The sequence below is a fragment of the Treponema pectinovorum genome, from assembly GCF_900497595.1.
Taxonomy (GTDB): Bacteria; Spirochaetota; Spirochaetia; order Treponematales; family Treponemataceae; genus Treponema_D; species Treponema_D pectinovorum.
This window is the reverse complement of record NZ_UFQO01000002.1, coordinates 104,906-131,630: the sequence shown is the minus strand read 5'-3', so window position 1 is coordinate 131,630 and position 26,725 is coordinate 104,906. Positions and strand designations below refer to the sequence as shown.

16 protein-coding genes are annotated in these 26,725 nt (G+C 38.2%); 6 read left to right on the top strand and 10 right to left on the bottom strand.

The genetic code is table 11. The annotated features are described in order from the left end of the window. Positions 1 to 17 precede the first annotated feature (17 nt). From adhE to FXX65_RS02940, 4 genes are read right to left on the bottom strand one after another with little or no spacing between them, the layout of a single operon-like run. Positions 18 to 2,633, bottom strand: a complete 2,616-nt coding sequence (gene adhE, locus FXX65_RS02955) for a bifunctional acetaldehyde-CoA/alcohol dehydrogenase (RefSeq protein ID WP_147615021.1) — start codon at positions 2,631 to 2,633, stop codon at positions 18 to 20. A 35-nt stretch (positions 2,634 to 2,668) separates the two neighbouring features. After that, on the bottom strand, positions 2,669 to 4,090 hold the full coding sequence (locus FXX65_RS02950) for an NAD(P)(+) transhydrogenase (Re/Si-specific) subunit beta (RefSeq protein WP_147615020.1): 1,422 nt from the start codon (positions 4,088 to 4,090) through the stop codon (positions 2,669 to 2,671). A 2-nt stretch (positions 4,091 to 4,092) separates the two neighbouring features. Continuing rightward, the gene (locus FXX65_RS02945; RefSeq protein ID WP_147613371.1) at positions 4,093 to 4,395 is read right to left on the bottom strand and encodes an NAD(P) transhydrogenase subunit alpha; all 303 of its coding nucleotides are present in this window, start codon (positions 4,393 to 4,395) and stop codon (positions 4,093 to 4,095) included. A gap of 36 nt (positions 4,396 to 4,431) precedes the next feature. Beyond that, the gene (locus tag FXX65_RS02940; protein ID WP_147615019.1) at positions 4,432 to 5,559 is read right to left on the bottom strand and encodes an NAD(P) transhydrogenase subunit alpha; all 1,128 of its coding nucleotides are present in this window, start codon (positions 5,557 to 5,559) and stop codon (positions 4,432 to 4,434) included. A 286-nt stretch (positions 5,560 to 5,845) separates the two neighbouring features. Between FXX65_RS02940 and FXX65_RS02935 the strand changes: the two genes are divergently transcribed. From FXX65_RS02935 to FXX65_RS02925, 3 genes are all read left to right on the top strand, one after another. Beyond that, complete coding sequence (locus FXX65_RS02935) at positions 5,846 to 8,257, top strand: helix-hairpin-helix domain-containing protein (protein WP_147615018.1); 2,412 nt, start codon at positions 5,846 to 5,848, stop codon at positions 8,255 to 8,257. A gap of 305 nt (positions 8,258 to 8,562) precedes the next feature. Next, positions 8,563 to 11,424, top strand: a complete 2,862-nt coding sequence (locus tag FXX65_RS02930) for a hypothetical protein (RefSeq protein ID WP_147615017.1) — start codon at positions 8,563 to 8,565, stop codon at positions 11,422 to 11,424. Next, on the top strand, positions 11,421 to 12,656 hold the full coding sequence (locus FXX65_RS02925; RefSeq protein ID WP_147615016.1) for a hypothetical protein: 1,236 nt from the start codon (positions 11,421 to 11,423) through the stop codon (positions 12,654 to 12,656). The genes FXX65_RS02930 and FXX65_RS02925 overlap by 4 nt, the downstream gene beginning before the upstream one ends. Here the strand turns inward: FXX65_RS02925 and FXX65_RS02920 are convergent, their stop codons facing one another. From FXX65_RS02920 to FXX65_RS02900, 5 genes are all read right to left on the bottom strand, one after another. Next, positions 12,657 to 14,849, bottom strand: coding sequence for a substrate-binding domain-containing protein (locus FXX65_RS02920; protein ID WP_147615015.1), 2,193 nt, complete (start codon positions 14,847 to 14,849; stop codon positions 12,657 to 12,659). A 258-nt stretch (positions 14,850 to 15,107) separates the two neighbouring features. Next, a complete protein-coding gene (locus tag FXX65_RS02915; protein ID WP_147615014.1) occupies positions 15,108 to 15,974 on the bottom strand; it encodes a metal ABC transporter permease in 867 nt (288 codons plus the stop codon). Positions 15,975 to 16,190: 216 nt separating this feature from the next. Continuing rightward, positions 16,191 to 17,072, bottom strand: a complete 882-nt coding sequence (locus FXX65_RS02910; protein ID WP_147615013.1) for a metal ABC transporter permease — start codon at positions 17,070 to 17,072, stop codon at positions 16,191 to 16,193. Between the two features lie 30 nt (positions 17,073 to 17,102). After that, positions 17,103 to 17,993: a manganese/iron ABC transporter ATP-binding protein gene (locus FXX65_RS02905; protein ID WP_147615012.1), complete on the bottom strand. Its 891-nt coding sequence runs from the start codon at positions 17,991 to 17,993 to the stop codon at positions 17,103 to 17,105. A 14-nt stretch (positions 17,994 to 18,007) separates the two neighbouring features. Further along, on the bottom strand, positions 18,008 to 18,955 hold the full coding sequence (locus FXX65_RS02900) for a metal ABC transporter substrate-binding protein (RefSeq protein ID WP_147615011.1): 948 nt from the start codon (positions 18,953 to 18,955) through the stop codon (positions 18,008 to 18,010). Positions 18,956 to 19,315: 360 nt separating this feature from the next. Between FXX65_RS02900 and mntR the strand changes: the two genes are divergently transcribed. Together mntR and FXX65_RS02890 are read left to right on the top strand one after the other, a co-directional pair. Continuing rightward, positions 19,316 to 19,732 (top strand): manganese-binding transcriptional regulator MntR, encoded by a 417-nt coding sequence (mntR, locus tag FXX65_RS02895; RefSeq protein ID WP_147613361.1) that lies wholly within the window; start codon positions 19,316 to 19,318, stop codon positions 19,730 to 19,732. A gap of 254 nt (positions 19,733 to 19,986) precedes the next feature. Next, a complete protein-coding gene (locus tag FXX65_RS02890) occupies positions 19,987 to 20,526 on the top strand; it encodes a hypothetical protein (RefSeq protein ID WP_147615010.1) in 540 nt (179 codons plus the stop codon). Positions 20,527 to 20,758: 232 nt separating this feature from the next. Here FXX65_RS02890 and FXX65_RS02885 read toward each other — a convergent pair whose 3' ends face one another. Then, a complete protein-coding gene (locus FXX65_RS02885; RefSeq protein ID WP_187116198.1) occupies positions 20,759 to 23,071 on the bottom strand; it encodes a pectinesterase family protein in 2,313 nt (770 codons plus the stop codon). A gap of 648 nt (positions 23,072 to 23,719) precedes the next feature. Between FXX65_RS02885 and FXX65_RS02880 the strand changes: the two genes are divergently transcribed. Continuing rightward, positions 23,720 to 26,518 carry an Ig-like domain-containing protein gene (locus FXX65_RS02880; RefSeq protein ID WP_147615008.1) on the top strand — a complete coding sequence of 933 codons (2,799 nt, stop codon included), beginning with the start codon at positions 23,720 to 23,722 and terminating at the stop codon, positions 26,516 to 26,518. Positions 26,519 to 26,725: the final 207 nt, after the last annotated feature.

The window sequence follows — 26,725 nt, the reverse complement described above, 5'->3', positions numbered from 1 at the left end:
TACCCGGCTGGCTTTTTTTATTTTTCTAGGAATTCTGTTGTTGAATAGGCTTCTTTCATTATGTTTTTAATGTCTTCCACAACTGGAACTCTAGGATTTGCTGGGGAACACTGGTCTTCGTATGCTAAGAATGCGAGTTTGTCCAATGAATCCATCCATGCTTTTTCTTCTATACCTTGACTTTTGAAATTCATCTGAATTCCAACTTTCTTTCCGAGTTCACCGCAGGCTTTTGCGTAAGATTCTACGCCTTCTTCTGTGGTTTTTGCTGGAAGATTTAAAAGTCGTGCCAATTCTGCGTATCTTTCTGCTGCCTGATAGTAATTGTACTTTGGCCATGTTGAAAGTTTTGTTGGTTGTGTTCCGTTGTAGCGGATTGTGAACGGCAAAAGTATTGCGTTTGTTCTTCCGTGTGGAACATGGAATTCTGCACCGATTTTATGTGCCATCGAGTGATTCATTCCCAAGAATGAGTTTGCAAATGCCATTCCTGCCAAGCAAGATGCGTTGTGCATTTTTTCTTTGGCTTCTGGGTCGCTTGCACCGTTTTTGTATGAGCGTTCAAGATAAGCAAATACCATTTTTATCGCTTGTATACAAAGTCCGTCTGTAAAATCGTTTGCAAGTGTTGAAACATAGGCTTCTGTCGCATGCGTTAAAACGTCCATTCCTGTGTCGGCAACTATTTTTTGTGGCAGACTCATTACAAATGCCGGGTCGATTATTGCAACTGTTGGTGTAAGAGAATAGTCGGTTAATGGATACTTTTTTTGTTCTACTCTATCGGAAATTACTGCAAATGGTGTAACTTCTGAACCTGTTCCAGATGTTGTTGGAATGCAGACTAAACTTGCTTTTTTTCCTAAAGATGGATAGCGGAATGCGCGTTTTCTTATATCCATAAACTTTTGCTTTAAGTCGTTAAAATCTACTTCTGGATTTTCGTAGAACAGCCAAATTCCCTTTGCACAGTCCATTGCTGAACCACCACCCAAAGCGATTATCGTATCTGGTTGAAAACTTCTCATCAATTCTACGCCTTTGCGTACAGTTTGAATTGAAGGGTCGCTTTCTACATCGCAAAACAGCTGATATTGAACAGGTTCACGGCGCAATTTTAACTGGTCTGTTATCTTGTCTACATAGCCGAGTTCTACCATTGAGCGATCAGTTACGATTATTGTTTTGTGCATGTCGTGCATTTGATGTAAGTATTCGATTGAATCGCGTTCAAAATAAATTTTTGCAGGAATTTTAAACCATTGCATATTGTTTCTTCTTCGCCCCAATTTTTTTATGTTTAAGAGATTTACAGCACTGACATTGTCGTCTGTGGAGTTTTTTCCATAAGAACCGCAGCCTAAAGTTAATGAAGGAATAAATGAATTGTAGATGTTTCCTATTCCGCCAAAAGTTGAAGGGCTGTTCCAAATTATTCTGATTGCTGGCACGAGATCGCCAAATCGTTCTGCAAGTTTTTTATCCTGAGTGTGAATCGCAGCCGAGTGTCCTAATCCGTTGAACCTAACTGATTTTTCTGCTTTTTTTAGTCCGTCTTCTGTGTCTTTTGCTTTTACAAGTGCAAGAACAGGGCTAAGCTTTTCTCTCGTTAAACATTCTTCTTCGCAAACATCCTTGCATTCTACGAGGATTGCAGTGGTTCCTTCTGGGATTGAAAACCCTGCATTTTTTGCCAAAACTTCGGCTTTCATTCCGACTATGTCTGGGTTTAACTTTGCAACTGTTGGATCTGTTGTTACTCCAAACATATATTTTTCGAGTTTTTTCTTTTGTTCTTCGGTTGCCAGATAGGCTCTGTATTCTTTAAAGAGATTCACTGCACTCGTGTAAATTTCTTTATCGATTATTGCAGTCTGTTCAGAAGCGCAAACCATTCCGTTGTCAAAAGATTTTGACATTACTATATCGTTTACGGCTTGTCTTAAATTGCAAGTTTTTTCGATATACGCTGGAACGTTGCCTGCTCCAACTCCCAAGGCTGGCTTTCCGCAGGAATATGCGGCTTTGACCATTGCGTTTCCACCAGTAGCCAAAATTGTTGCAACGTCGTTATGGTTCATCAAAAGCGAAGTTTTTTCCATTGATGGTTCTTCTATCCACTGAATGCAGTTTTTTGGTGCGCCTGCTGCAATCGCTGCTTCGTAAACGATTTTTGCTGCTTCGATTGAACATTTGATTGCGCTTGGATGGAACGAAAATATTATTGGATTTCGAGTCTTTAAGCAGATTAAAGATTTAAATATTGCCGTTGATGTCGGATTTGTAACTGGTGTTAAGCCTGCAACAACTCCTACAGGTTCTGCAATTTTTATTATGCCTGTAACATCATCGTCTTCTACAATTCCAACGGTTTTTAGGTGGCGCATATTGTTGACTACATATTCACAGGCAAAAAGATTTTTTGTTGCCTTGTCTTCAAATACTCCACGCTTTGTTTCGTCTACTGCCAATTTTGCAAGATAGCCGTGTTTGTCTAAGGCTGCAACACTTGCTTTTGCTACGATGTAATCGATTTTCTCCTGATTAAAATCAGAAAATTCATTTAAAGCAACCAACGCTTTTTCTACAAGCGAATTGATTTCTTTTTGTGGTTCGCTCAATTTTTCTGCCATATAAATCTCCCTAAATAGTATTTTTCTTTTAAATTTTAATTTTCAAATTCCGCAACCATCTGCGTTATTGTCTGTTTTGCGTCGCCATAAATCATAACGGTGTTGTCGTTTGTAAAGAGCGGATTTTCTACTCCAGAAAAACCTGTCCCTTTACCGCGCTTTAAAACAAAGACCGTGCGCGCTTCAAAAGCATTTACGATAGGCATTCCATAAAGAGGGCTTGATTCATCGTTTATTGCGTCTGGATTTACTACGTCGTTTGCTCCAATTATGATTGCAACATCTACGTTTTTCATCTGAGGATTTAATTCATCGCTTGTTTTTAATTGCTCATAAGGAACGTTTGCTTCTGCAAGTAGTACGTTCATGTGTCCCGGCATACGACCTGCAACAGGATGAATTGCAAAATTGACTTCTGCTCCATTTGCTTCGAGTTTATCGCACAATTCTTTTACCGCGTGCTGCGCTTGCGCAACGGCCATTCCATATCCTGGAACAATTACAACATTTTTTGCTGCTTCCAAAATCATATAAGCGTCTTCTACAGAAAGTGCTTTTGGTTCTTTTGCAGGACCTGCGTTTTTCTTCTTAGTTGCACCAAAACTTTTGAACAACAGACTTGTAAATGTTCGGTTCATCGCTTTGCACATTATCAAGGTTAAAATGAGACCCGACGCTCCTACTAAGCAGCCAGAAACTACCAATACCGTATTGTTGATTGCAAATCCTGCAAAGGCTGCCGCAAGACCAGAAAGTGCATTCAAGAACGAAATTATTACAGGCATATCGCCACCACCGATTGGTATTACCATCGTAAAACCAAGTATTAAAAATGCTGCCGATGAAATGACGATTCCCAAAAATTCTATGTTTTCTAAACCAAGCGAATTTGAACTTGTAAAAAATGAATAAGCGAATATCGAAACCAGTCCAACGATGCACAACAAAGCGTTTATAGCATTTTTTGCAGGAATCGCTATGTTTTTCTTAAAGAGTTTTCCGCTTAGTTTTCCCCATGCAACTAAAGAGCCAGTAAAGGCCACCGCACCGATTGCTATTGTGAGTCCCAACGAAACTGAAGTGAAATAATCACCTTTTTGTTCTGCGATGTATTGGGTTATTGCAACCAGAAATGAAGAAAGACCACCAAAACCGTTTAAAAGTGCTACGAGTTCTGGCATCTGCGTCATTTGCACTCGCTTTGCCCAGATTGCACCGATTATAGTTCCCACTAAAACTGCTACTGCAATCCAAAGGTAGCCATTTAAAAGAGGCTGTGAATTCCAAGAACCTAAAACTTTATTTTCTGCAAGGACGGTTACAACTGCTATGAGCATACCAACAGACGAATATAGATTTCCTTTTTTTGCTGTTGCTGTTTTACCCAAAAGTTTTATTCCGCGTATAAAAAAGATACACGAAATCATGTAAAGAATTTTGATTAAAATATCACTCATGTTTATTTACCTGCCTTTGAGTCGTCTTTCTTTTTGAACATTCCAAGCATTCTGTCCGTTACCATATATCCGCCGATAACGTTTATAGTTGCAAAAACTATCGCCAAAAATCCAAGAATTGCACCAAGCTTTCCGCCTGTTTTTACTGCGACTGCTGTTATGCTGATTGCACCTACAACAGTGATTCCAGAGATTGCGTTTGTTCCAGACATCAATGGTGTGTGCAGCTGACTTGGAACTTTTGCTATGAGTTCAAGACCTAAAAACGCTGCAATTACAAAAACAAAAATAAGCATTATATCCATACGATTAACTCCAATTATAAAATTTTTCTTTTAATATTAATTTTCTTTAAATCTAGGATGAATGATTGCACCGTCTTTTGTTAAAAGACAACCTTTCATTATTTCATCTTCGATGTTTACTTTTAATTCCTTTTCTTCTTTGTTGTAAAAATGAGTGAGGAACGCTGTTATGTTTCCGGAGAACATTTTGGAAGCGTCGTAAGGAACTTGTCTTTCGAGCAAATCGCCAGACATTATGGTAACTCCGTTTGGTGTAACAACATTTTCAAAAAGTTTAGACCCTTCTACGTTTCCACCAGTTGAGCAAGCCATATCGACAATTATTGAACCACTCATCATGCGTTCTATTACATTTTTTTCGATTAAGAGAGGTGCTTTTCTTCCAAAAACTTTTGCAGTTGTTATTACGATGTTTGCTTTTTCGCAAACTTTTGCCTGTGCTTCTTTTTGCATTGCAATTTGTTCTGGAGTCAGTTCTTTTGCGTAACCTTGTTCGGTTTGACCCATTTGACCCAAATCAATCTTTACGAAATTTGCACCTAAAGATTTTACTTGTTCTTCTACAACTGGACGAGTGTCAAAAGCGTCTACTCTTGCACCGAGTCGTTTTGCGGTCGCGATTGCCTGTAAGCCTGCAACGCCAACACCAATTATGAAAATTCTTGCAGGATTTATCGTTCCTGCTGGAGTTACCATCATTGGAAGCGCTTTAGGAAGGTGAGCAGCTGCATTTAATACTGCAACATAACCTGCGAGTGAAGTTTGAGAAGACTGAACGTCCATTTTTTGTGCGAGCGTTGTTCTAGGAATCATCTCCAAACTTACTGCTTGAATTCCTTTTTCTGCAAAATCGTGCAATAGTTCTTTGTTATTAAAAGGGTCCATATAACTCAAATGAAGAGTGTCTTTTTTTATGCCGTTAAGACTTTCGGGCTTCATTATGCGCACGATGATATCTGAATCTTCGTATGCGGCTTCTTCGTTTGTTACGATTGCTGCTCCTGCATTTTTATATGCATCGTCTGAAAAACCACTTTTTTTTCCAGCTCCAGATACGATTTTTATTTCAAAACCTAGCGGCACAAGTTTTTTTACGTCATCGGGAATAAGGGCGACACGAGTTTCTTTTTCGTCCTTTTCTTTGCAAATCAAGACTTTTTTCATAAGTTCTCCCATTAAAAAAATTCTATTAGTAGATTTTAAATCTGAACAAAGAATTAGGCAAATGGTGCTTAATGAAAATTATTGAAATTTAAAAATATTATTTTGTTTTATCTGCGCTAGTGGGCGGAACGGCGCGAAGCGTTCGTAAGCAAATGCGCTCTTAGCATTTGCGTCGAATGGAGCGGCAGCGGAACCGTGCAGCACACGACGGCAAAGCCGGAGCGCCCATCTTAAAACAAGTTTTTTTATTTGAACACGCCTGCTTTTTTTTGTAGAATGGGTGCCTATGGAATTTACTCAGGAATCTATCGACGCACTCGTTGTTAACGAAGTGGAAATTATGAAAAGAATTGCGGAAGAATTGAATATCCGCGTGAGTCAGGTGAGCGCTGTAATCAGTTTGATTAACGAAGATTGTACGGTTGCTTTTATTAGCCGTTATCGCAAGGAAAAAACCGAAAATCTTAACGAAGTTGAAGTTGCCGAATGCGACCACAAATTTAAATCTTATAAAAATCTTGAAGAGCGCAGATTGGAAATTGTGCGCGGAATTTTTGGTCAAAATAAATTGACCGAAAGCCTTTATAACGCTGTTATGGGAGCTAAAACTCTTACCGAACTGGAAGATTTGTGGGCTCCGTTCAAGAAAAAAAAGAAAACTCGCGGTATGGTTGCAATTGAAAAAGGGCTTGAACCTTTGGCGGACTTTATTGAAGGGCAAAATGATGAAAAAGCGGTTGAGGATGAAGCTGCAAAGTTCATTAAAACCGACAACGAAGATTCTGCTCTAAATGTTGAGTCTGCTATGGATGCGATTTCTGGCGCTAAAGATATTATTGCAGAAAGAACTGCTCAAAATACGGACAACCGCTCGGCTGTCCACGATTTGTATATGGCTACTGGTACTATTGAAACTAAAGGAATTGTTCCTGAAGGTAAGGATGCCGAAACTGCGGAAAAAACTTCTGTTTACAAAATGTATTGGGATTATTCAGAGCCGCTGAATCAGGTTAAGCCACACCGTATTCTTGCAATAAATCGTGCAGAGCGTGAAGGTGCTTTGAGTGTAAGTTTAAATGTTAGCGTTGATGATGCAATTCTGTTGTTGCAAAAAAAGGTTAAAATTTCAAACAAGTATCATTCAGAAGCGATTGAAGATGGACTTGTTCGTCTGCTTTCGCCTGCTGTTCTTAGAGAAATTAGAAGCGATGAAACTGACGGTGCAGACAATCACGGGATTGAACTTTTCTCTGAAAATTTAAAAAATCTTCTTATGACGCAGCCTATAAAAGGAAGCCGTGTTCTTGGTGTTGACCCTGGTTACAGAAACGGAACAAAATGCGCTGCTTTGGACGAAACTGGAAAATATCTTGGATTTTTTAAAATTTATCAGGAGCAAAATCCTCAAGATGCTTACGACCAGATAAATAATGCTATAGACAAATACGATATTCAAGTTATAGCTTTGGGGAACGGCACTGGCTCGCAAGAAGTACAGGCGATTGTTTCTAAAGTTCTTTCTGAAAATTATTCCGACTCTGATGTTCAATACACTGTTGTTGACGAAAGTGGGGCTTCTGTTTATTCAGCAAGTCCTGTTGCTACGGAAGAGTTCCCAGATTTGGATGTTATGGTTCGTGGTGCAATTTCTATGGGAAGGCGTTTGCAAGACCCTTTGGCAGAACTGGTAAAAATCGATCCTAAATCGATAGGTGTTGGCTTGTATCAGCACGATGTAAATCAGAAAAAACTTGCAGAGCAGTTAGACGAAGTTGTTGGTTCGGTTGTTAACAAAGTTGGCGTAAATTTAAATACAGCTTCTTATATGCTTTTAAAATATGTTTCTGGAATAAATCTTTCTACGGCAAAAAAGATTGTCGCCTATCGCGATGCAAACGGAAAAATTACAAGCCGTGAAGATCTTAAAAAAGTTCCGGGGCTTGGTCCTAAAGCGTTTGAGCAGTGCGCTGGATTTTTAAAGATTGCAGAAAGTTCCGATCCGCTCGACAACACTTGGGTTCATCCAGAAAATTACGAAGTTGCAAGGGAAGTTCTCTCTTTTGTAAAAGAAGGAAAAACCGTTCCTGTGGATGTAAAAAAATCGCTTTGCGAAAAATATTCGATTGGAGATACGACCTTAAACGATATAATCGACGAACTTGGAAAACCTAACCGCGACCCTCGCGACGATTATCCAGCACCAATTATGCAAAAAGGCGTTGTAAAGTTTGAAGATTTAACTGTTGGAATGAAAGTTACAGGAAAAATCAAAAACGTTGTTGATTTTGGCGCTTTTGTTGATATTGGTCTCCATGAAACCGCGCTTATTCATATCTCTGAACTTAGCGACAATTATGTAAGCGACCCAATGGACATTGTAAAAGTTGGCGATGTAAAGGAATTTACAATAATCGATTTAGACAAAGACAGAATGAGAATTTCACTTTCTCTAAAAAGCGATGCGAATAATCGTTTGGGACAATCGAACGAAGGCAAAAAGCCAAATTCAAATGCAGCAGGCGACGGCAGAAAAAAAGTTGTTGTTGTAAGAAAAGGCACGGAAAATCGCAAAGAACATTCCTTTGCGGGGCGCAATGGTGAAAAACCTAGACGAGATAATTCGCGCTCTTCTTATGGTGGAAGTTCAGACGGCGACACTTATAACCCATTTGCAGCGTTCTTTAAAAATCAAAAGTAAATTTTGATTTAATTTATTTGCAATTCAAAAAAATATAAAGAATATTCAAAAAATCCAAAAAGGCGGAAGTTCGCTCGAATTGATTTTATTTTCAGTTAGAGAAAACTTCCGTTTTTTTTATAGAATTTTGCTTTGCAAAAATCTGTCCATAATTCATTTATCCTGATTAGCTGATTTTTAAAAATTACTTAAAATTTTGATAATTTCCAGATATATTTTTGAGTTTGTAAAGAATGACTTAAAAATGAGTTATAATTACATCTAACGAATGTTATTATAGAAAAAACTTTGCGATGGAGTTCATTATGGAAAAACAAAGTATAAAAAAAGCAGTTTCAATTTCGATTTTGTCGTTTGCAGTTTTATTGGTATTTTCTTGTTCTCTTATAAGCGATATAAAAAATTTTGAAAAACCAGAATCTTTGGGTATAAAATCTTCTGGTGCAGAGTATTCTGTTCCACTAGGCGATGCAGAGTCAAAATTAAAGGAAAACCTTTCTGTTGCAAAAATTGAGGAAATGGTTGCAAAAAAATCCAAAGAGAAGGCAGAGTCTAATCCTGCGTTAAAAAATGCAAAAATTGAGATTTACGACTTTTTGGACAATAGCGAAAACGATGTTCAAAAATACATATTCGATTATCAACTTGCAGATATTCCTCTTGATTTTTCTTCATATCTAAAAAAACTTGATAATTTTAACTTTGATTCAAATGAAAATTCGATTTCTCAAAAAATTTCTATTCCAAAAAACGATGTAAATTTTTCTCAAAATTTGAATTTAAACTTTGATGATGTTATCCGAAACGCTGTAAACATTCCTATTCCGCAAATTCAAATTCCTCAAAGTGGAAATCCAAGCCCAACTCCTATCGATATAAATAGAATTCCTGTCAATTTTTCAGCTCCAGATTTTTCTTCGATTGAATTTTCGCAAGGAAATTTGATTTTTTCTTTTGAAGAATTGCCAGATTCTGATGGTGGAAATTCTTTAATCTCTTTGCAGGCGACTATCTTTGACTCTAGCGAAACCCAAATTTCTTCTTCTGCAGGCTATTCGGTTGTTAGGGAGCAGGACGGAACTTTACATTCGCTTTTAATTCCAATGGCAGGAAAGACTTTACCAAAAAATATTTTAATCGCACTTAGCGCAAAAACTCAGCATGGAACTTTGGGCAAAATTTCAAAATTTAAAGCGGAGTTAAAATTTTCTAGCGACACAAAGATAAAAAAAGCGAGCGGGCTTACAATAAACCGAGAATTTCTTGAGCCATATTTTTTCAATATCTCTACTACGATTGACACTTCGAGCATAAAAAATATTTTAAAATCAGGAAAAATAAATTCCGGTTCAATTTCTTATTATTTAAAAATTCCTTCAACTTGGACGGGAATTCAAATTTCGCCAAATATCAACCTTTCGCAAGATTTAAATGTGGCTGCCACAGATTTTACAGATTGCCCTCAAAAAGATGGCTCTGTTGTAAATAAATCTGCAAATCTAAATGGAAAAGTTTTTGAACCAAATGCTGGCATCAAGGTGGAAGGTCAAATTCCTTTTTCTATAAACAATGCAACTTTAAATCTTTCGGATAGCGATCAAGCGGTATTCTTTGGAGAAGGCGAATTTTCTAAAATTGAAGAAGCAAAAATTTATGCGGATAAAATTCTTGACTCAGCAACAGCCACAAAATCCATTTCGCAAAGCCTTGGCGATGGAATTCAAGAATTTATAGAAAGTGTAGATTTTTCAAAAATCGGGCTTGAAGGAAATTTCTCGTCAGATTTGCCACATTCGAATTTAAAATTGACGCCTGCAGTTACATCGAATTTTTTTGCGATTCCTGCAAGCGACCCTATAAGTCAGGAAATAAAATTGGGAGAATCTTCTGCATCAACAATCTCGCTCGTAAAAGAATATGCTCCTTCTTATACGGTTTCTGATTTTACGCACGATGTTGACTTAAAGATTGAAATGAAAATTTCTTCCGATGACGCAATAGAACCAAATCTTGTAACTTTTGAATCTATAACACTCGGCAAAACCTATAACGTTAATTTTGCGGTAAAACCGATTTTTGACTGGAACGAGTTGCGTGTAAAAGCATTTGGCAAAACCATAGAAGGAACTTTTGGTGCTGGATTTAATTTAAATTCATTGCTGGAAACAGGAATTTCGGACAACACGATAATAAGCGATGTGCTTTCTAAGGTAGAATTTTCTCCTTCAACTCTTTCCGGATATCTGTTCATAACAAAACCAAAAATGAATAACCAAGATGGAGACGATTTTTTAAAGAGTTTTGATAGGTTGGTTGGAAGCGTAAAAGGGATTTACGGTTCGCATGAAGATTACATTTTTCCAAGCAGTGGAACGAGCGGAAATTTAAAATTTGCAAAAAATGTAAAGACCTTTTCAGAACTTGCAGATAGCGAAAAAGTTATACGAGATATTTCTCCTGCCTTTGAAAACGCAACAGATATGGAGTCGCGAAAAATAAAAGGTGAAACTTTGCTTGCTATGATAAATTCAAAAGATGATTTTTCAATTAAATATAACCTAGGTTTGCAAACTACAGAAACAGGCAGCACTGTTATAAGAAAAGCGGATGTTGAATCTCTAAAAAATTTGGGGCAAGACACTTCGATAAAGGTGAGCATTGCTATGATTTTTGCACTAAAACTGAATGTTACAAATGCAATTAGGATTGACGACACTTTTTCTGCCTTTGGGCTTGAGTTAAAGGATGATCTTCTGGGACGAAACGATGAAAACGATGTTTCAGATTTTAAAAAATTTGCTGATTTAGTAAAAGAAGTAAAATTGAAGTATCTCTTTAAAAATAATTCTGGATTTAATGTTTCTGCATATCTTACAGCCGCCGACAAAGATGGAAATATATATCTTGGACAATCCGGCACTGAATATACAAAAAAACTTGAAATAAAATCCAATTCTACAAGCAATTGGGAAAACGACAGCCGCTCGATAAATCTTTCGCACTCAGAGATAGAAAGTCTGTTCAATAATTATCCTTTTATTCCTAAAGTAACGCTTGAAATAAAACCTGGAGAGATAAAAATCCCTAGAAACGCAAGCTTTGGTGCACGTGCGGTTTTGACTGCGGTTACAGATGGCAAATATAAAATTTGGGGAGATAAAAAATGAATAAAAAACTTTTTTTTCTTATAAATATTATTGCGGTTCTTTTTGTTCCGATTTTTGCAGAAATTGCAGATCCTCATAGATATGTTGAATTTGGAGTTGAAGGTGGTGTTGGGGTTTCGAACAATTATTTTGCGGCGAGTGAATTGCTTGTAAAAGATGTTGTAATAGATTTGAACAAAATTGCTAACGAAATTTCTGATGAAGGTCTTATACTTGATTTTGATGTGAAGTCTAGCTGGCATTTTTCCATAGATAAAAATAGCAAATTCCGTCTGAAAGTTTTTATGGGAATCGAAGGAAATGGACTTGGCAACATTTCTCAAGATTTTTTTAAACTGATTGGCAATGGAATTTCGGAAAATACTTTTAAAAAAATTGATGTAAAACTTTATGGCGACATTTTTGCTCAGGCTGGAGTTTCTTATAAGACAGAAATAAAAGGTTATGGAGTTCGTTTTACGCCAACTTTTTTTGCTCCGATTTTTCATGTGGCAGATACAAAAGCAACTGTTTATTACAGAGCTTCGGACACAGGGCACATAAAAGCAGAAGCGGACCTTCCTGTTAACATCTATTCTCTTTTTAGTTTAGAAGGATTAAAGGCAAATTCTGTGGATTCAGCATTTGTTCAAGATGCTTTGGGCAAAGCGATTAGAGCAGTTGGTTTTGATTTTGAAGGTGCTATTGAAAAAAAACTTACAGAAACCTTTGATATTGCACTCTTTTCAAGATTGCCACTTGTTCCGGGAAGGCTAAAATACAAGACCACAAAACGTTATTGGGGATATTTTGAGCAAAATAACCTTTTGGGATACCTCAACGGTACTCAAAGTGGCTCAAAAGATTACGGAAGCGATGAAATGGTTTATGGTTCTGCGTATAAATTGGTTCACAGACCTTTTATATTAGGTGTGGAAGGTGCTTGGAGACCTTTTGGCGATTGGTGTGTTTTTAGACCAAAATTAAATCTTGCGGTAAGAAACCCTTGGTCTTCAGAAGCACAGCTTTATGGCGAATACAATCTTTCTGCAAATTTTTCTCTGTTTAAAATTATTGGACTTAATTTTGCAACTGCGTATGAAAATTTCGTATTCAAACAGACTATGGGTATTATGTTGAATGCACGAGTTGTAGAAATAGATGCATATTTTCAGTTGAGAGGCGGAGATTTTGCAAAGAGTTTTTCTACAACTGGAGCAGCAACTTACATAGCTTTAAAAATTGGATATTGATTATCTGTAACGGTGAGCCCAGGCGCGTGGGCTCATCCCTGTGTTCTTTTTAAATACTGAACTAAAATAATTTTGATTTTGGAAACCTAATCTTGAAGCGATTTCTGAAAGTTTTATAGATTCAACTTGCAGAAGATTTTTTGCTTGTTCAATTTTTAGTTTTTCATGAAGATTTTGAATAGTAAAACCTGTTAATTCTTTTGCACGCCTTACCAAGTGGCTTTTGCTTACCATGAGATCTTCTGCCATTTTGTCTAAATTAGTCATCTTATTTAAATTTTCAACAAGATAGTTTGTAATTTGTCTAACGGTTATTCCATTTTTGATTTCTTGATCATTTTCGGACGGTAAATGGAGAATGCTAACTAATTGTTCCCCACTTAGAAGCATTGAGCGTTCTTTTGTTCGACCTTCTTTTAAGTAGACAGAGTAAAGCGCATTGCTTAAAAGCATGCGAACCGTATCGTAAACAGAGATATTTGGAGTTCCAATTTCTAAAAAAGCGTAACCAAAATATCTATCTGCATGATAAAGAATTTCCAACATCAAAGAATATCGCCTTCCTTGAGGGAAAAAATTTCTTGGAATGCAAGATGGGTCATAAATCTTAAACGGCAATTTTTCTTTTATATCGCTTGGAGGCTCGGGCAATATGAGTTCGATATTTGAAGCGCTTAAATCCATCGTCATATTGTCAGAAAGGCAGAGTATTATTCCAGGAATTTCCATTTCTGAAAGCTGATAGCGAAGTACATCTTGAATTTGCCTTCCCGTCGTAGCACTCGCAAAATTCATTGCAATCTGCGACATATTGTTCATCATATAGGAATTTTCTCTGGTCGAAAGCGTGTCGTATTCTATAAATACAGAAACCAAAGCTCGCAGTTGATGAAATATATTTTCTATTGACGAAAATTGCTTTTCATCATCGTGCACCATTGGCAAAATTACGCGACGCAAATTTGTTATGCTCTGTTGAAGTTCGTTGTTGATTAAAGTCGAATCTTTTCGAATATCCTGCAACATTCGCTGAAACCATCGCAGCATTGCGCTTGGATTTGAAGGCTCGTATATATCTAAAAAAATTGAATCTATAAGTTCTTCGATTTCTTTTTCTGTTTGGTGTGTAAAAATATTTTTTGTCTGATTTAAAAGATAATTGCGCACTTCTTCTTCAGAAGAGTTTGGATTGATTTGATTTTGAATGGAATTTTCTATCGGCTTTCCAGCATCGAGAATGCTTTGTTCAAAACATCCGCAGGACTGGCGCAAAAGAATCGTAGTCGGTACAAGCCTAGTTTGATATTTTGTTTCGGGGTTCATTATGCGGTCGATTAAGAGTTCTACCGCAGCATAGCCACGCCTAAAATATTCAAGATTCATAGTTGTAACTGGCGAGCGTGCATTTATTCCGTTGTACTGATTGTTAAAGCCTGTGATTGCAACATCGGACGGAACATTTATTCCTTTTTTATCCAATTCTTCAATAACGATTTCTGCAATTATATCGGAAGTTGTGATTATGCAATCTATTTGAGAGCGATTTTTTAGATTATATGCGGAGCAAAGTTGGTTAACGGCCATTGCAATGTCGATTGAATCCATTGTTTTTGTCATATAGATTGAATTTGGTAGTTCTGCTATTCCATATTTTTTTAATTCCGCTTTATATGCTTCTAAACGCCGTAAGTGCGGTTCAGAAACTTTTGAGCCCATGAAGATAAAATTTTTATATCCGTGAGTATGTACAAGATGGCTTATAAGCAAAGCGATTGAAGATGTGTTGTCGATTCGTATGCATGGAATTCCTTCGATGTCCAAATAACCAATGTCGACCATTGGAAGAGGTTTTAAAGCGTTAAATGTGTTGAGCAAGGTTTTATTATCTAAAAACGAGCAGAGCGAAGAAGCCCAAGTTACAAGCCCATCGACTAAAGGAGCTTTCATAAATCGAAAGTTTTTTAGGTAGTGAGAGATAAAATCTATGTCATCAAAAAGTGAATATTTTATTGCACCTGCAAAATTTATAAAGTTAAGGTCGTAGTCGCTGGCGGCTTTCATCATTCCAGCGATATATTCTTGTCCTATAAAAGAGCGAAAATCTGCGATTCCAGTAAAACCTATTGTTACTCGGCTACCATGATTTTTTCTTCCAGTTAAAAAAGCTCTTCTTTTTGCTATGCTTTGGTTCATATAATTATTGTATCAATTGTTGAGCATTTTTTATAGAAAATAAGTTTTAAAACATAAAAAAATCGCAGGAAGATATGGATTACAAAAGGATATCGGCTTATTTATTTTATGTAGAAATTGAAAACTAAGATAATCTTTTGGCCAAAGATTATGAATTTTTGCAGTCGCAGCTTCAGTTAGATTCTATTATACTTCTGTGTTTGATGTAGCGTTCAAAACAGCCAGAAATAAAAAGAGCGTGCGATACTGTCCATGGTACTACGGTCTTATAACGTGCAAATTAGCCTTTTGTAATTTTTGGTGTGCAAGAATGCCGTACTTCGGTGCAAAAATCATCGTCAAAACGAAAAACAACGATTCGGTTAAAATAATGCACGCTCCGGTTGCTCCGTTCAAAAAGTAACTCACATAAGTTCCGATGAGCGCACTCAGCACGGCCGACAGCGCGGAAATAAAAAGCATGCGGTTAAGCCTGTCCGTTAAAAGATATGCGATACAGCCCGGAATAATCAGCATTGCGACCGTAAGTAAAATTCCAACTGCCTGTAGCGAAGCGACAATCGTTAGCGCCGTGAGCGCAAGAAAAAGATAATGTATAAATGCTACATTAAGACCAATCGCTTTGGCATGATTTTGGTCGAACAGATACAACAAAATGTCCTTTCGTTTGAAAATTATCAAAACAAGCGTTATAAGCGCACAGACGACGGCCTGTATCATATCGTCCTTTTCAATTCCCAAAAGACTTCCAAACAAAATATGCATAAAGTGAATGTTAGAACGCACCTTCGTAACGAGTATAAGCCCCAGTGCCATCATTCCTGTAAACACTGCCCCCATAACCGAGTCTTCCCTGATTCGACTTCGCTCTTTTATCCATCCAGTTGTGGCCGCATTGAGCAATCCCGCAACAAAAGCTCCCACACCCAGAGGGATATGAACTAGGTATGCTACTACAATTCCTGGCAACACTGCGTGCGAAATTGCATCTCCCATGAGCGACCATCCCTTCAAAATAAGGTAGCACGAAATTACCGCGCACACGCAACCGACAAGCGCCGCAATCACAAGCGCTTTTATCATAAAGCCATACATAAACGGTTCTATAAGTTTTGTCCAAAACATAACTTTCTCCAAATAATCTTCATTGCATCAATTTCTTTTCGGGCGGCACGGTTTTCGCTTCTTCGAAAACCGTCGGACTTTTCGGGGTTCCGCTACCGCTGCATCGTCCTCGTCGCTAAGCTCCTGCGGTCGACGGCTACGCCGCCCCTACTATCCCTTCCGCGGGGTCGCACACGGGTAGCGGGACTACAAGTAGACCCTGCCATAAAAATACTTTTAGCCTTCGTTCATCCTTTTCACAAAAAAATCTTTCAAGGATTTTACAGCGTTCAGTTTTGCGGCAAGTATTCCATGCCGTGGTGCAAAAAACAAAACGGCTAAAAAAAACAAAAATTGCAGCGTAACTATGCAACCACCTGCCGAGCCGTTCAAAAAATAACTGATATACGCGCCCAATGCGGAAGTTGTCAACCCAATGAGCGACGAAAGGCACATCATCGACGAAAATTTATCCGTAAGCAAATAGGCGGCCGCCCCTGGAGTTACAAGCATTGCAACGACCAAAATACTGCCGACCGTTTGCAGAGCGGCAATCGCAGTAACGGCAAGCAGCGTAAGCAGCAAAAGATAAAGTGCGTTCGTGTTGAGCCCTATCGCGCGCGCTTGTGTCGGATCGAACGAAAACAGTCGCAAATCCTTCCACTTAAGCAAAATAATTGCCAAACTGCTTCCGGCTATTATCAACGTTTGAACGATATCTCGGTCGGCGATACCGAGGATGTTTCCCATGACTATTGTCGAAAGCGTTATGTTGCTCGGAAACAGCGAAATTAGCAAAACTCCCAGCGCAAAAAACGTTGTATACACGATTCCTATAACGGCGTCTTCGCGAATCCTCGTCTGTTTTTTTACAAAACCCATCGCAAGCGCGGCGAGCATCCCGCTTATAAAAGCGCCGAGAGAAAACGGTATTCCAATTATGTACGCGACCGCAACTCCAGGAACCACCGCATGCGATAAGGCATCGCCGAGCAGCGACCAGCCTTTGAGCACGACAAAGCACGAAAGCAGGGCGCACACCCCGCCGATAAAACCGCTGACGAGAATCGCCTTTACCATGTATTCATACTGAAATGGAATCAATAAATTCGAAAGCATTTGTATTCCTCCGCAATTTTTGTGCGCCGATTATTTTGGCGAAACGATTTCCGTATTTCTGACGCCACTTCGATAAGGCTTACCCTCACCCTTTGTAACTAACGCTCCTTCATCATCTGTAAATACTCTAAACTCGTGAGTACTTTCTTCTGGATTGTCAGTGTGGTCGAGTTTAATGCTGCGCAACGCTCCCCCAAAGGCTTTTATAAGATTGTCGGCCGTAAAGGTCGTTTCTGTTGGCCCCGAAGCGAGCACCGTTCTGTTTATAATCACAACGTGATCGCAGAATTCTGGAACCGAGCCCAAATCGTGCGTCGATACAAAAATCAAGTGTCCATCGTTTTTAAGTTCGCGCAAAAGATTGATGATTGCAGTTTCTGTTTTTACGTCAACTCCGGTAAAAGGTTCATCGAGTAGGATGATTTTTCCCCGTTGTGCCAAAGCACGCGCCAGAAATACTCGCTTTTTTTGTCCGCCGGAAAGCTCTCCAATCTGTCGGTCTTTAAAGTCGAGCATTTGGACTCTCTCGAGGCTGCGCTCAGCAATTTCTTTGTCTTCCTTATTCGGTACGCGCAAAAAATTCATATAGCCGTAGCGCCCCATCATAACGACGTCCCACACGCTCACCGGGAACGACCAGTCAACTTCTTCAGACTGTGGAACGTATGCAAGCAGGTGCTGTTTTTGAGCCTGGCGTACAGGTTTGCCACAAATCGTTACACAGCCGTTCATAGGTTTAATAAAACCCATAATCGTTTTAAACAGCGTAGATTTACCACTGCCATTTACGCCGACAAGCGCTGTAATCGTTCCTTTTTGCAGATGGAATGACGCATCGTACAGCGCAACGTGGCCGTTATTGTACGCGACGCTCACATTTTGTACCGCAAGTTCAACTGAAACTTCCGTATCGATATTCATATTCGCCTCTCGTATTATTTTGACAAACTGTCTTGAAAACCTTTTACAATCGTATCCGCATTGTATTCGAGCATCTTCAAGTAGGTCGGTGCGTCTCCGTCTTCGTAGGTTAGCGAGTCTACATACAAAACTCCGCCGTAGTGTGCACCCGTTTCTTTACACACTTGAAGTTGAGGTTTATTGCTGATTGTACTTTCGGAAAATGCTACAGGAATGTGATTTTTGCGAATTGTGTCCACAACCTTTTGTATTTGCTGAGGAGAGCCTTCTTCGTCGGCATTTACCGGCCACAAGTACAATTCCTTCATATTGCAGTCGCGAATAAGGTACGAAAAAGCACCTTCGCAAGTTACAAGCCAGCGTTGCTCTTCTGGAATTTCTGAAAGCTTTTCTGCCAAAAATGAGTCAATCTTTTTTATGCTTTCGCTGTAGGACACCGCATTTGCATTGAAAGTGTCGGCATTAGCAGGATCCAAAGCGACAAAGGCTTTGCGGATATTTTCGACATACACAAGGGCGTTTTTCGGCGACATCCACGAGTGAGGATTTGGCATGCCATTGTATGGACCTTCGCCGATACCCAAAGGTTCAATGCCGTCGCTAAGAGTTGCACTTGGCACGTTTTTAACGCTCCCCATAAATTTTTCAAACCAGCGTTCAAGACCAAATCCGTTCCTCAAAACCAAATCCGCTGATTGAGCCTTTACAACGTCGAGAGGCGTCGGCTCGTATTCGTGAATTTCCGCGCCTGGCTTTGTAATCGATTCGACGAGAATCTTATCGCCTGCAATAATCTGCGCCATATCCTGCAAAATTGTAAACGTAGTTACAACGCGTTTAGGGCGTGCTGAATTTTGAATGTTTGCTACATCAGCATTTTTTTTTGTGCATCCAGTGAAAACTCCTACGCACAACGCTGCCACAACAATAGAAGTGGCGATAAAACTTATGTTCTTTTTCATATAAACTCCTAAAAAAACTATGAGAATTTCATACAGAAAGTTTTGTAGTATTTACTACATATTCTGTATCTCGAAATGTAGTATAAACTACAAGATTTTGTCAAGCGATAAGCAAAAATTGATATTGAAAAGCGGTTTTTACTTTTTTGACATTTTCAATCATTTTCCCTTCGTTTAATTTGTTATCAATATATTCACTTTCCTTGCTTGAAACGGCGTCTTTAAAAACTATACAATGTGATAAAACAGAGGAACACCTGTTCGTTTGAATGTTGCTGTATGCCGCTTGCGTCCTTTTCAATCGAAAAAGGAAAGGGGAAGCACGCTAGTTGTCGTTATCGCAATGGGGAGGAACCGAAAATGCCAGAAAAAAAAACGGAAGCGTCGGTCGCTTTTTCCCGAACGCGCGCCGACCATGCGATGGAAATCTTAGAAGACTATACAGAAGTTATCTCAAAAATAATCAAAGAAAACGGCGAGTGTCGCGTTATGGATCTTGCACGGTATTTTGGTGTGAGCCACGTATCTGTAATTCAGGTTTTGCAACGTTTGACTGCCAATGGTTTTATAGAAAGCGAAGCGCGAAAGCCAATCATTCTTACAGAAGAAGGTTGCGCTTTGGCACGCACGTGTGCAAATCGGCATAGAATTGTCCGTAGCTTTTTATTGAAAATCGGCGTGAGCGAAAAAACTGCCCTCATCGATTCCGAAGGCTTGGAACATCACGTTAGCGCCGAAACGCTTGAGTGCATGAAAAATTTTATCGCCGAGCATTAAAGGCTCTTATCATTTTTATCTGCTTCTTCCGTACAAAAATCAACTGTTGAGAATTTTTATAGAAAATAAAATTTAAAAATTAAAAAAATGATATTTTAGAGGAAATTTTGCGTTTTTATATGGAATAATTTAACGTTTAACTTTTTTATTCGTCTGATAACAAAGAATATTGTCGTTATAATGTGAAAAATCATGAATATTTTAACTTTGTGAGCTTTTTGCTGCACAGAAAAAATTAGGAGAAATTGGGAAAAATGAAAAAATTTGCAAAAATTATTATAGCACTTGCAATTTTGGGTTGTGCTTTTGCCTTTAGCAGTTGTGGGGATTCTTTTGAAGAGATACTTGCGCCAAAAGATATGTGGTGTAAAGATGTTATTGAATATGGTTCGGGGGAAGATGTAAGCAAAGTAAGATGCTATTTTTATTACGCAACAAAATCTACAGCTATGACACTTGCAAAAACTTCAACTGTTCTTGAACCAGGTTTAACGATTGCCGTAATTTCTATTGCAGACGATGGTAAAGTTCTTGATATTTTAGCTGGGAAGAAAGTTGTTATTAAAACTTTTAAAGAAGGTGTAAACTACAACGCAAATGGAGAAGAAGATTCTTCTGGAAAATTTTCTATGAGTTATCTTTTGTGGAATGGAATTTGCCTTTTTAATTCTGACATTCCTAAAACTAAGAGTAGCTCGACTCAAGAATATCTGGAAGATTTTACTAAATTTGACGGAACTTTTGACTGGTCAAAGATTACAAAAAAGTTTTTGATAAACAAATTGGTTGAATAGTTGTTTAAAAAATTTGCCTTGCGGGAAACTGCAAGGTTTTTTTTATTTTTTTAGAATTTGCCATTTGGCTTTTTTAAACTAAATCTTTTGATATTCAGCGAGTGCAGGATTTGTTTGTTTAAAAATAAAACTTAGCCCGGCATAGAGGGGCGCGAAGCGGTGCAGCGCACCGGAGCGTTTAGCGTAGCCCCGGCACGCCGGTCGAGTAAAGGATTGTGCTCCTTATCCGAATTTATTTTATGGACTTTCCGTTTACGGTTATTGTGCCGATTGTTGGAGATTTTCCTGTTGGAATTGGGATATCGCTCGACCCGCCTAAACCGTAGAGTATTATGCGGACTGTTATTGTTTCACCTTTTTCTACTGTTTTTGGCGATACAACTTTGTAACTTTTTTTGGTGCTGCGCACTGTTCTTGAGTCGTCGTCAAAGATGTTGCCGCGCTCGCCGCCTTTTAGCCACATTATCTGGCAGGCTATGTTGCCTGTGCCGTGATTTCCATAAGCAACTTCTACATCTGTTAAAATAAGTTTTTGTTTTGCTGTGATTGGTAAATCGATGTAGACTTTGTCGCGGCCTTTTATGTCTTCGCTGTAGTCGGAATATGTTAATGCTGCTTTTGCTACGTCCGAAGTTATTTTTCCTTGATTGTATGCCCATGTTCCTGAGGAAAGTATTGCGTTTTGTGCGGTAATAACTTCTGGTGCGTCGCCAATTCCTTGCAGAGTTTTTGTGCTTTCTACAGTTGAAAGCCAGGTTGCAGAGAATGAGCCTTCTTCTGGTTTTAAAATTTTGAGTTCTTTTTCGCCTTTTACAGCGTTTGAATCTTTTGCAGTTGCAATAACTTTTATAACGGTGTCTTGTGTTACGCTTTTCGCTTTTAAAAATCCGTTCTGGTTAATTTCTGCGGCATCTGTATTTGACACTGACCATGAGTATTCTGGGTTTGTTGGATTTAGCGGAGTTAAAACCGCACTCATCTGTATATTTTTTTTGCCCATAACTTCGTTCTTGTTTTTGTGCGATTTTACTTCGATTGCTGTTACAGGTCTTAAAGTAAGGCTTTCATCAGATTCTACAGTTATTTTTGAGATGTAAGTTTTTGCGTCTGCCGTTAAGGTAAAATCCGTTGCTCCTTCGTAAACTACATAATATTTGTCGATTGTTATTTCTGTTGAGCCGTTATTAAAGTCGTAAGCGGATTCTCCCTGATTTGTAGTTTTTATCGTTCCGTTGCCAGCATTCAAGCCTGTAACTTTTACTATTGCTTTTGAAACGAGTGGAACTGTGATTGAAGAACCAGCGTTTCCTACAAAATAAGATTTTCCTTGTTCTTGGGCAAAACCGTTTATTTTTAATGATGAGAGGTCGCTTTTTCCGTCAAAACTGTATACAATTTTTTTGCTTTCAACTTCGCCTTTTAAAAGCGAAGATGATTTATCTTTTGAAACTTTCCAACCGAGTTTTTCTGCAAGTTCTGTTGCGTTCCAGTTTGTGTCCAAATCTTTTCTGTATTTGTCGCTTAAAATGTCAAAATAGCGATTTAAAATTGCGTCGCGTCCTGCAAATTCTGTTTTTACTTCGCTCTCTGGAATAATATCGTTGCGTCCTTTTATTGACGCTTTTATGTTCTTTGCAGTTTTTGTGTCCATCTTCCAGCCAATTTTTGTGCGTTCTACGCCAGGTGCTGTAAGAGGAGTTCCTGACCAGACATCTTTTTCAATTCCGCTTGCTTTTGTGTTTATAAAAGCAAGCTGGTTGTAATAGCCAGAACTCCAAGGTGTGCGTCCAAAGTAGGTTTTTTGGTTAGTTGCACAACTTATGTTTGAATTAAAAATTACGAGTCCCTTGCCTGCGGTTGAGCCAATTTCCATTCTAGGAGCGCCAATATAAGAAGTATGTGCTGAATGTTTTTCGTCGTAATGTGAATAAATTTCGCATTCTTCAAAGAGCGCAACTTTTCCAGCAGACTCCATCCAAATAAAATCTGTGTCGCCTTCTACAAAGCATTTGTAAAACCATGTTTTTCCAGTCATTCTAAGAGTGTCTTGGGTGGATTTAAAAGAGCAGTTGTAAGAAGCAACCCAGCCTGTGCCGTCATAGCCAAGTGTTTCTGCCTGAGTGTTTGAACCTTTTACAGTTCCTCGAACATAAGTGTTGTGTAAAGTTAAATTTTCAAGAATTAAATTTCCGCTTCCTTCAAATTCAAAAAGACAGCGGCGTTTTTGTATTCCGCTTGCGCGAGTATTTAGCGAAAGGTCGCCGTTATTTGCTTTTGCAATTATTACATCGCTTCCGTATTTTTCAGAAGTTTCGCCCAAAAGTCTTACGGTTGCAGGCCCATTATAGTAAAGAACTTCTTCATAAATTCCTTTAGGAATACTTATTGTAAATTCTCCATCTCCTTTTATTCCGTCTAAAGCGTCTTGAATTGTTTTATACGAAGTTTTTTCGATTCCTGTCCCGGAAAGAGTTACAGCAGGAGCAGCACTCAATGCGCATATTGAGCTTAGAGCAACGGCAAGTGCAAAAAATTTTTTTAGCATAAAAACCTCCATAATTTATGTTTATACTTTATTTTACATGATTTTTATTGATTTGGACGATGTTTTATTAGGAAAAATAAGTTGTTTTTTATTTTGGGCGGCTTTTGCTTCATTACATTCCGCAAAAACGGGCTTTGCGTGGTTCGCTAACGCTCATCGTCCTCGTCGCTACGCTCCTGCGGTCGACGGCTTCGCCGCCACTCCAATCCCTGCCGCTGTGGACTCGCAGGCAAGATGCGGGGCTACAAGTAGACCCTTCCGCTTGTGCACTAAGAAACCTAATTTTTATAAAAAAATAGGATAGATTTTATAAAATATCGTAATTCTCCAAAAAAAAGAAAATTTACTGATTTTTCTTTGTTATTTGTAAGCAATCTTGATATTTATCTAAAAAAAAGTTCGTAAAAATCTCTTTTTTATCAATTTTTAGCATATTTTATAAATTCTTGCTAAATCTTTATAAAAATAATGGTCAATCTTTAAATTCAGACTAAATTTTGAAATTTCTAGCATATAAATTCAATAAAGTTTATTAAAACTTATATATCTTTACAGTTAAAAAGCCCTTAATCTTTATATTAGGTTAAAATTTTAGCCGTTTTGTTAGTAAATAAAAGAAAGAGGTATTTAGAAAAAGGAGGATTTTCTATGAAAAAATTATGGAAAGCATTTGCAATCTTTGCTGTAACCGCAATGCTTGGTTCTGCTTTTATCGCTTGTAAATCGGATGATAGCGGTGGTGGAGGTGGCGAGTCTGGTAGCCAACCAACTCCAAGTGGAGAAGGAAAAAAGATTACAGTTATCGATTCGAGCAATAACAATACAGATTTTGATACAATTCAAGCTGCGTTAAATTCTATTACTGATAGCGGTTCTTATACAATAAAACTTGGAAAAGGAACATACAACGAAAATTATATCAATTATAATGGTGCAGCTACAATAAAAATTATAGGTGATACATCTGAAAAATACGGTTCAGACGTAATAATAACTGGGCACGGTACAGCAATGGGACAAGAGCGCGGACGCGAATTGATTGAAATTCAAGGTACTGCAAACATCATTCTTGAAAATCTCACTTTGCTTAGCGACTACAGTCGAAAAGATCATCCTGGAGATGTTCAAGCAGAAGTTTTAGGATTCGATTCTACAGGAACACTTGCTGCATACAACTGTGCATTTAAAAGTCATCAAGATACAATGCGCACTACAGGAAAAACTTGGTTCTATAAGTGTTATGTAGAAGGTGATACTGATTTTATTTGGATGGAGTCTGCTGGAATAGTAGCACTTTACGAAGAATGTGAAATTGTATCTGTTTATGATGAATTTGCACCAACCCACGCTTCTTATATTCTTGCTCCTAGGGCAACTGTTGCAAATACACTAGGAAAGGGTGCTGTAATATTCAACTCTTCTATAAAAGTTACAGAAAATCAAGACACTTTCCTTTTCAGAAATCCTTGGGGAAATAACAACAACTACTATAACCAAGGAGCTTTTGTTGGTTGTAATGTAACTGGAACTTTAAATCCTGTTCTTGCAAAAAGTGCTGCAATGGGTACTTCTGATCAGCAATATATAGGCTGGAAAATTGATTCTACTTTTGCAACTGCTTATCCTTCAAAGATGGCTTCCGTTGGAACAATTTCCGATGACAATCTTTCAAAAGAATACAGTGGTCGTCGTGCAATTCTTAACAGAAATTACAGCATAAAAACAGGTGCTTTTTCAAAAGATGCTACAAACGCTTGGGATATTGATGCTCTTATCGCTTCTGCTGGATGGGAAGTTACTCCAGATACTTCTAAACAAGTTCTTGATGGAGAAACAGAAACTTCTTCAACGACTTATGTTCTTAACACTGCAACAGTTGCTGGAGTTACTGGAACAGGATTTGAACTTGAAAATGGAAAAACTCACTGGAAAGGAACTCCATCTTCTACAATTACATTCAATGTAACTGGAAAATGTACTGTTGCTGTAACTGGCTATTATGCAGGAAATGGAACTATAAAAGCTGGAACTCAAGGAGAATCTTTCTATAGTTTTAACAATGGTTCTACAAATAAGACAGAAACAAAAGAATATATCGTATATACACCTGGAACAAACACAGTAACTATAACTGCTACAAAAACATCTTATATTACAAAAATAGTTGTAATTTATGATGAAGCAATAACTTTTGTACCTGTAACAGCTATTGCAGTTTCTACTGCTGATAATACAGCAGAAATTGCTGGAAAAAAATCTTTGCAGTGTTCGGCTGTTGTTTCACCGTTTAATGCTTCTAATACAGATTTTTCTTGGTCTGTTTCTCCTGCAACTGCAGCGACAATTGATGAAGATGGACTTCTTACTGCTAACGATGTTTCTGCGGAAATAGATGTTACAATTACTGCAACAGCAAAAGACGAAAATGCTGCAATCGGAACTAAAATTGTAAAAATAGTTCCAGCTAGTGCAAGTGCTGTTGACTTTGTATGGTTAGATAACACAACAGGTAATTTTGCAGGTTCAACTTCTAATGCTGCAATCGCAACTGTAGCTAATTGTGTACCAAAGACAGAAAGCAATGGTGTTACAGGAACTTGGGCTTATAATGCTTCAAAACTTCCTGGCACTTGCAAAACTGGTATTACTCTTAGTGCTGCAGACACAGATCCACAAAAAGGTGAATGGTATGTTGAGTATCCAATTACAGCAGTTGTTGATATGAGAATTGACACTCTTAAAATTTACTGGGGAAATCCCGGAACTGGAAACTTACGTACCTATGTTACATTTGTAGACAATGCTGGTACAGAATCTGTCGTTTATGATGTTATGGACGAAACAGGAATTGTTCCTCGCAGTAGTGTAAATGATAACTCGACTTATAATATATACAAGGTTGTAAAGGCTGGCGAAACTGCAAAAGTTCGCGTTTGTATACACGGCCATAGAACTGTTAGCGGAGCTGAGAGTGTACAATCAATTTCGGGAAAATCTCCAACCTGGGGAAAAACCATTATATCTGCAGAAGCTGGTTCATTCCCTGAGGCAGGCAAGTCTTATACTTATAATCTATGTTTAGCAGAAAATTTGAAGGCTGCAGGTTCTACTAGCGACGGCTTACTTAGTTGGACTGGAGCAAATCCTGGTTCAGGACATGGATTAAACGGTGGTAAAGGAACTTTGAAAGTTGCTGGTACTGTAAAGATTTTTGTAGGACTTTGTAGATATGGGCAAGGAACTATTACAGTAAAAAATGGCGATACCGTAGTTACAACGTTAAATGTTGTAAAAATGACAGAGTGTTATGCAAAAGGAGTTGCAACTCCAGAATTTAAAACTGTTAATTCACAGAATTTTGTATACACAGGTGACCCTACAGAGTTGACTTTTGAATGGCCAAGTGGGTTGTATCTGGAAGGTATAAAAATGGGACCTAACGAATAATCTATAAAAAATAGATTATAGTTTGAAAAATTTTAGGGCGTCTAAGATTTCTTAGACGCCCATTTTTTTCCGAATAATCAGCGAGAAAAATAATTGTTTTAATTTGTATATACTTACGCCGTGCCAGAGCCATGCCGCAAGGCAGTGCGTAGCACCGAGCGTAGCGAGTGGCGGCGGGACGGTCGAGTAGAGTGGCTTCGTCCTAAT

What these genes read in the sequence shown, in the direction of transcription:
- FXX65_RS02950 (WP_147615020.1), bottom strand. Translation starts at nt 4,090, where the DNA reads ATGAGTGATATTTTAATCAAAATTCTTTACATGATTTCGTGTATCTTT.
- FXX65_RS02935 (WP_147615018.1), top strand. Translation starts at nt 5,846, where the DNA reads ATGGAATTTACTCAGGAATCTATCGACGCACTCGTTGTTAACGAAGTG.
- FXX65_RS02905 (WP_147615012.1), bottom strand. Translation starts at nt 17,993, where the DNA reads ATGAATATCGATACGGAAGTTTCAGTTGAACTTGCGGTACAAAATGTG.
- FXX65_RS02940 (WP_147615019.1), bottom strand. Translation starts at nt 5,559, where the DNA reads ATGAAAAAAGTCTTGATTTGCAAAGAAAAGGACGAAAAAGAAACTCGT.
- FXX65_RS02885 (WP_187116198.1), bottom strand. Translation starts at nt 23,071, where the DNA reads ATGCTAAAAAAATTTTTTGCACTTGCCGTTGCTCTAAGCTCAATATGC.
- FXX65_RS02920 (WP_147615015.1), bottom strand. Translation starts at nt 14,849, where the DNA reads ATGAACCAAAGCATAGCAAAAAGAAGAGCTTTTTTAACTGGAAGAAAA.
- adhE (WP_147615021.1), bottom strand. Translation starts at nt 2,633, where the DNA reads ATGGCAGAAAAATTGAGCGAACCACAAAAAGAAATCAATTCGCTTGTA.
- mntR (WP_147613361.1), top strand. Translation starts at nt 19,316, where the DNA reads ATGCCAGAAAAAAAAACGGAAGCGTCGGTCGCTTTTTCCCGAACGCGC.
- FXX65_RS02900 (WP_147615011.1), bottom strand. Translation starts at nt 18,955, where the DNA reads ATGAAAAAGAACATAAGTTTTATCGCCACTTCTATTGTTGTGGCAGCG.
- FXX65_RS02945 (WP_147613371.1), bottom strand. Translation starts at nt 4,395, where the DNA reads ATGGATATAATGCTTATTTTTGTTTTTGTAATTGCAGCGTTTTTAGGT.
- FXX65_RS02930 (WP_147615017.1), top strand. Translation starts at nt 8,563, where the DNA reads ATGGAAAAACAAAGTATAAAAAAAGCAGTTTCAATTTCGATTTTGTCG.
- FXX65_RS02880 (WP_147615008.1), top strand. Translation starts at nt 23,720, where the DNA reads ATGAAAAAATTATGGAAAGCATTTGCAATCTTTGCTGTAACCGCAATG.
- FXX65_RS02910 (WP_147615013.1), bottom strand. Translation starts at nt 17,072, where the DNA reads ATGCTTTCGAATTTATTGATTCCATTTCAGTATGAATACATGGTAAAG.
- FXX65_RS02925 (WP_147615016.1), top strand. Translation starts at nt 11,421, where the DNA reads ATGAATAAAAAACTTTTTTTTCTTATAAATATTATTGCGGTTCTTTTT.
- FXX65_RS02890 (WP_147615010.1), top strand. Translation starts at nt 19,987, where the DNA reads ATGAAAAAATTTGCAAAAATTATTATAGCACTTGCAATTTTGGGTTGT.
- FXX65_RS02915 (WP_147615014.1), bottom strand. Translation starts at nt 15,974, where the DNA reads ATGTTTTGGACAAAACTTATAGAACCGTTTATGTATGGCTTTATGATA.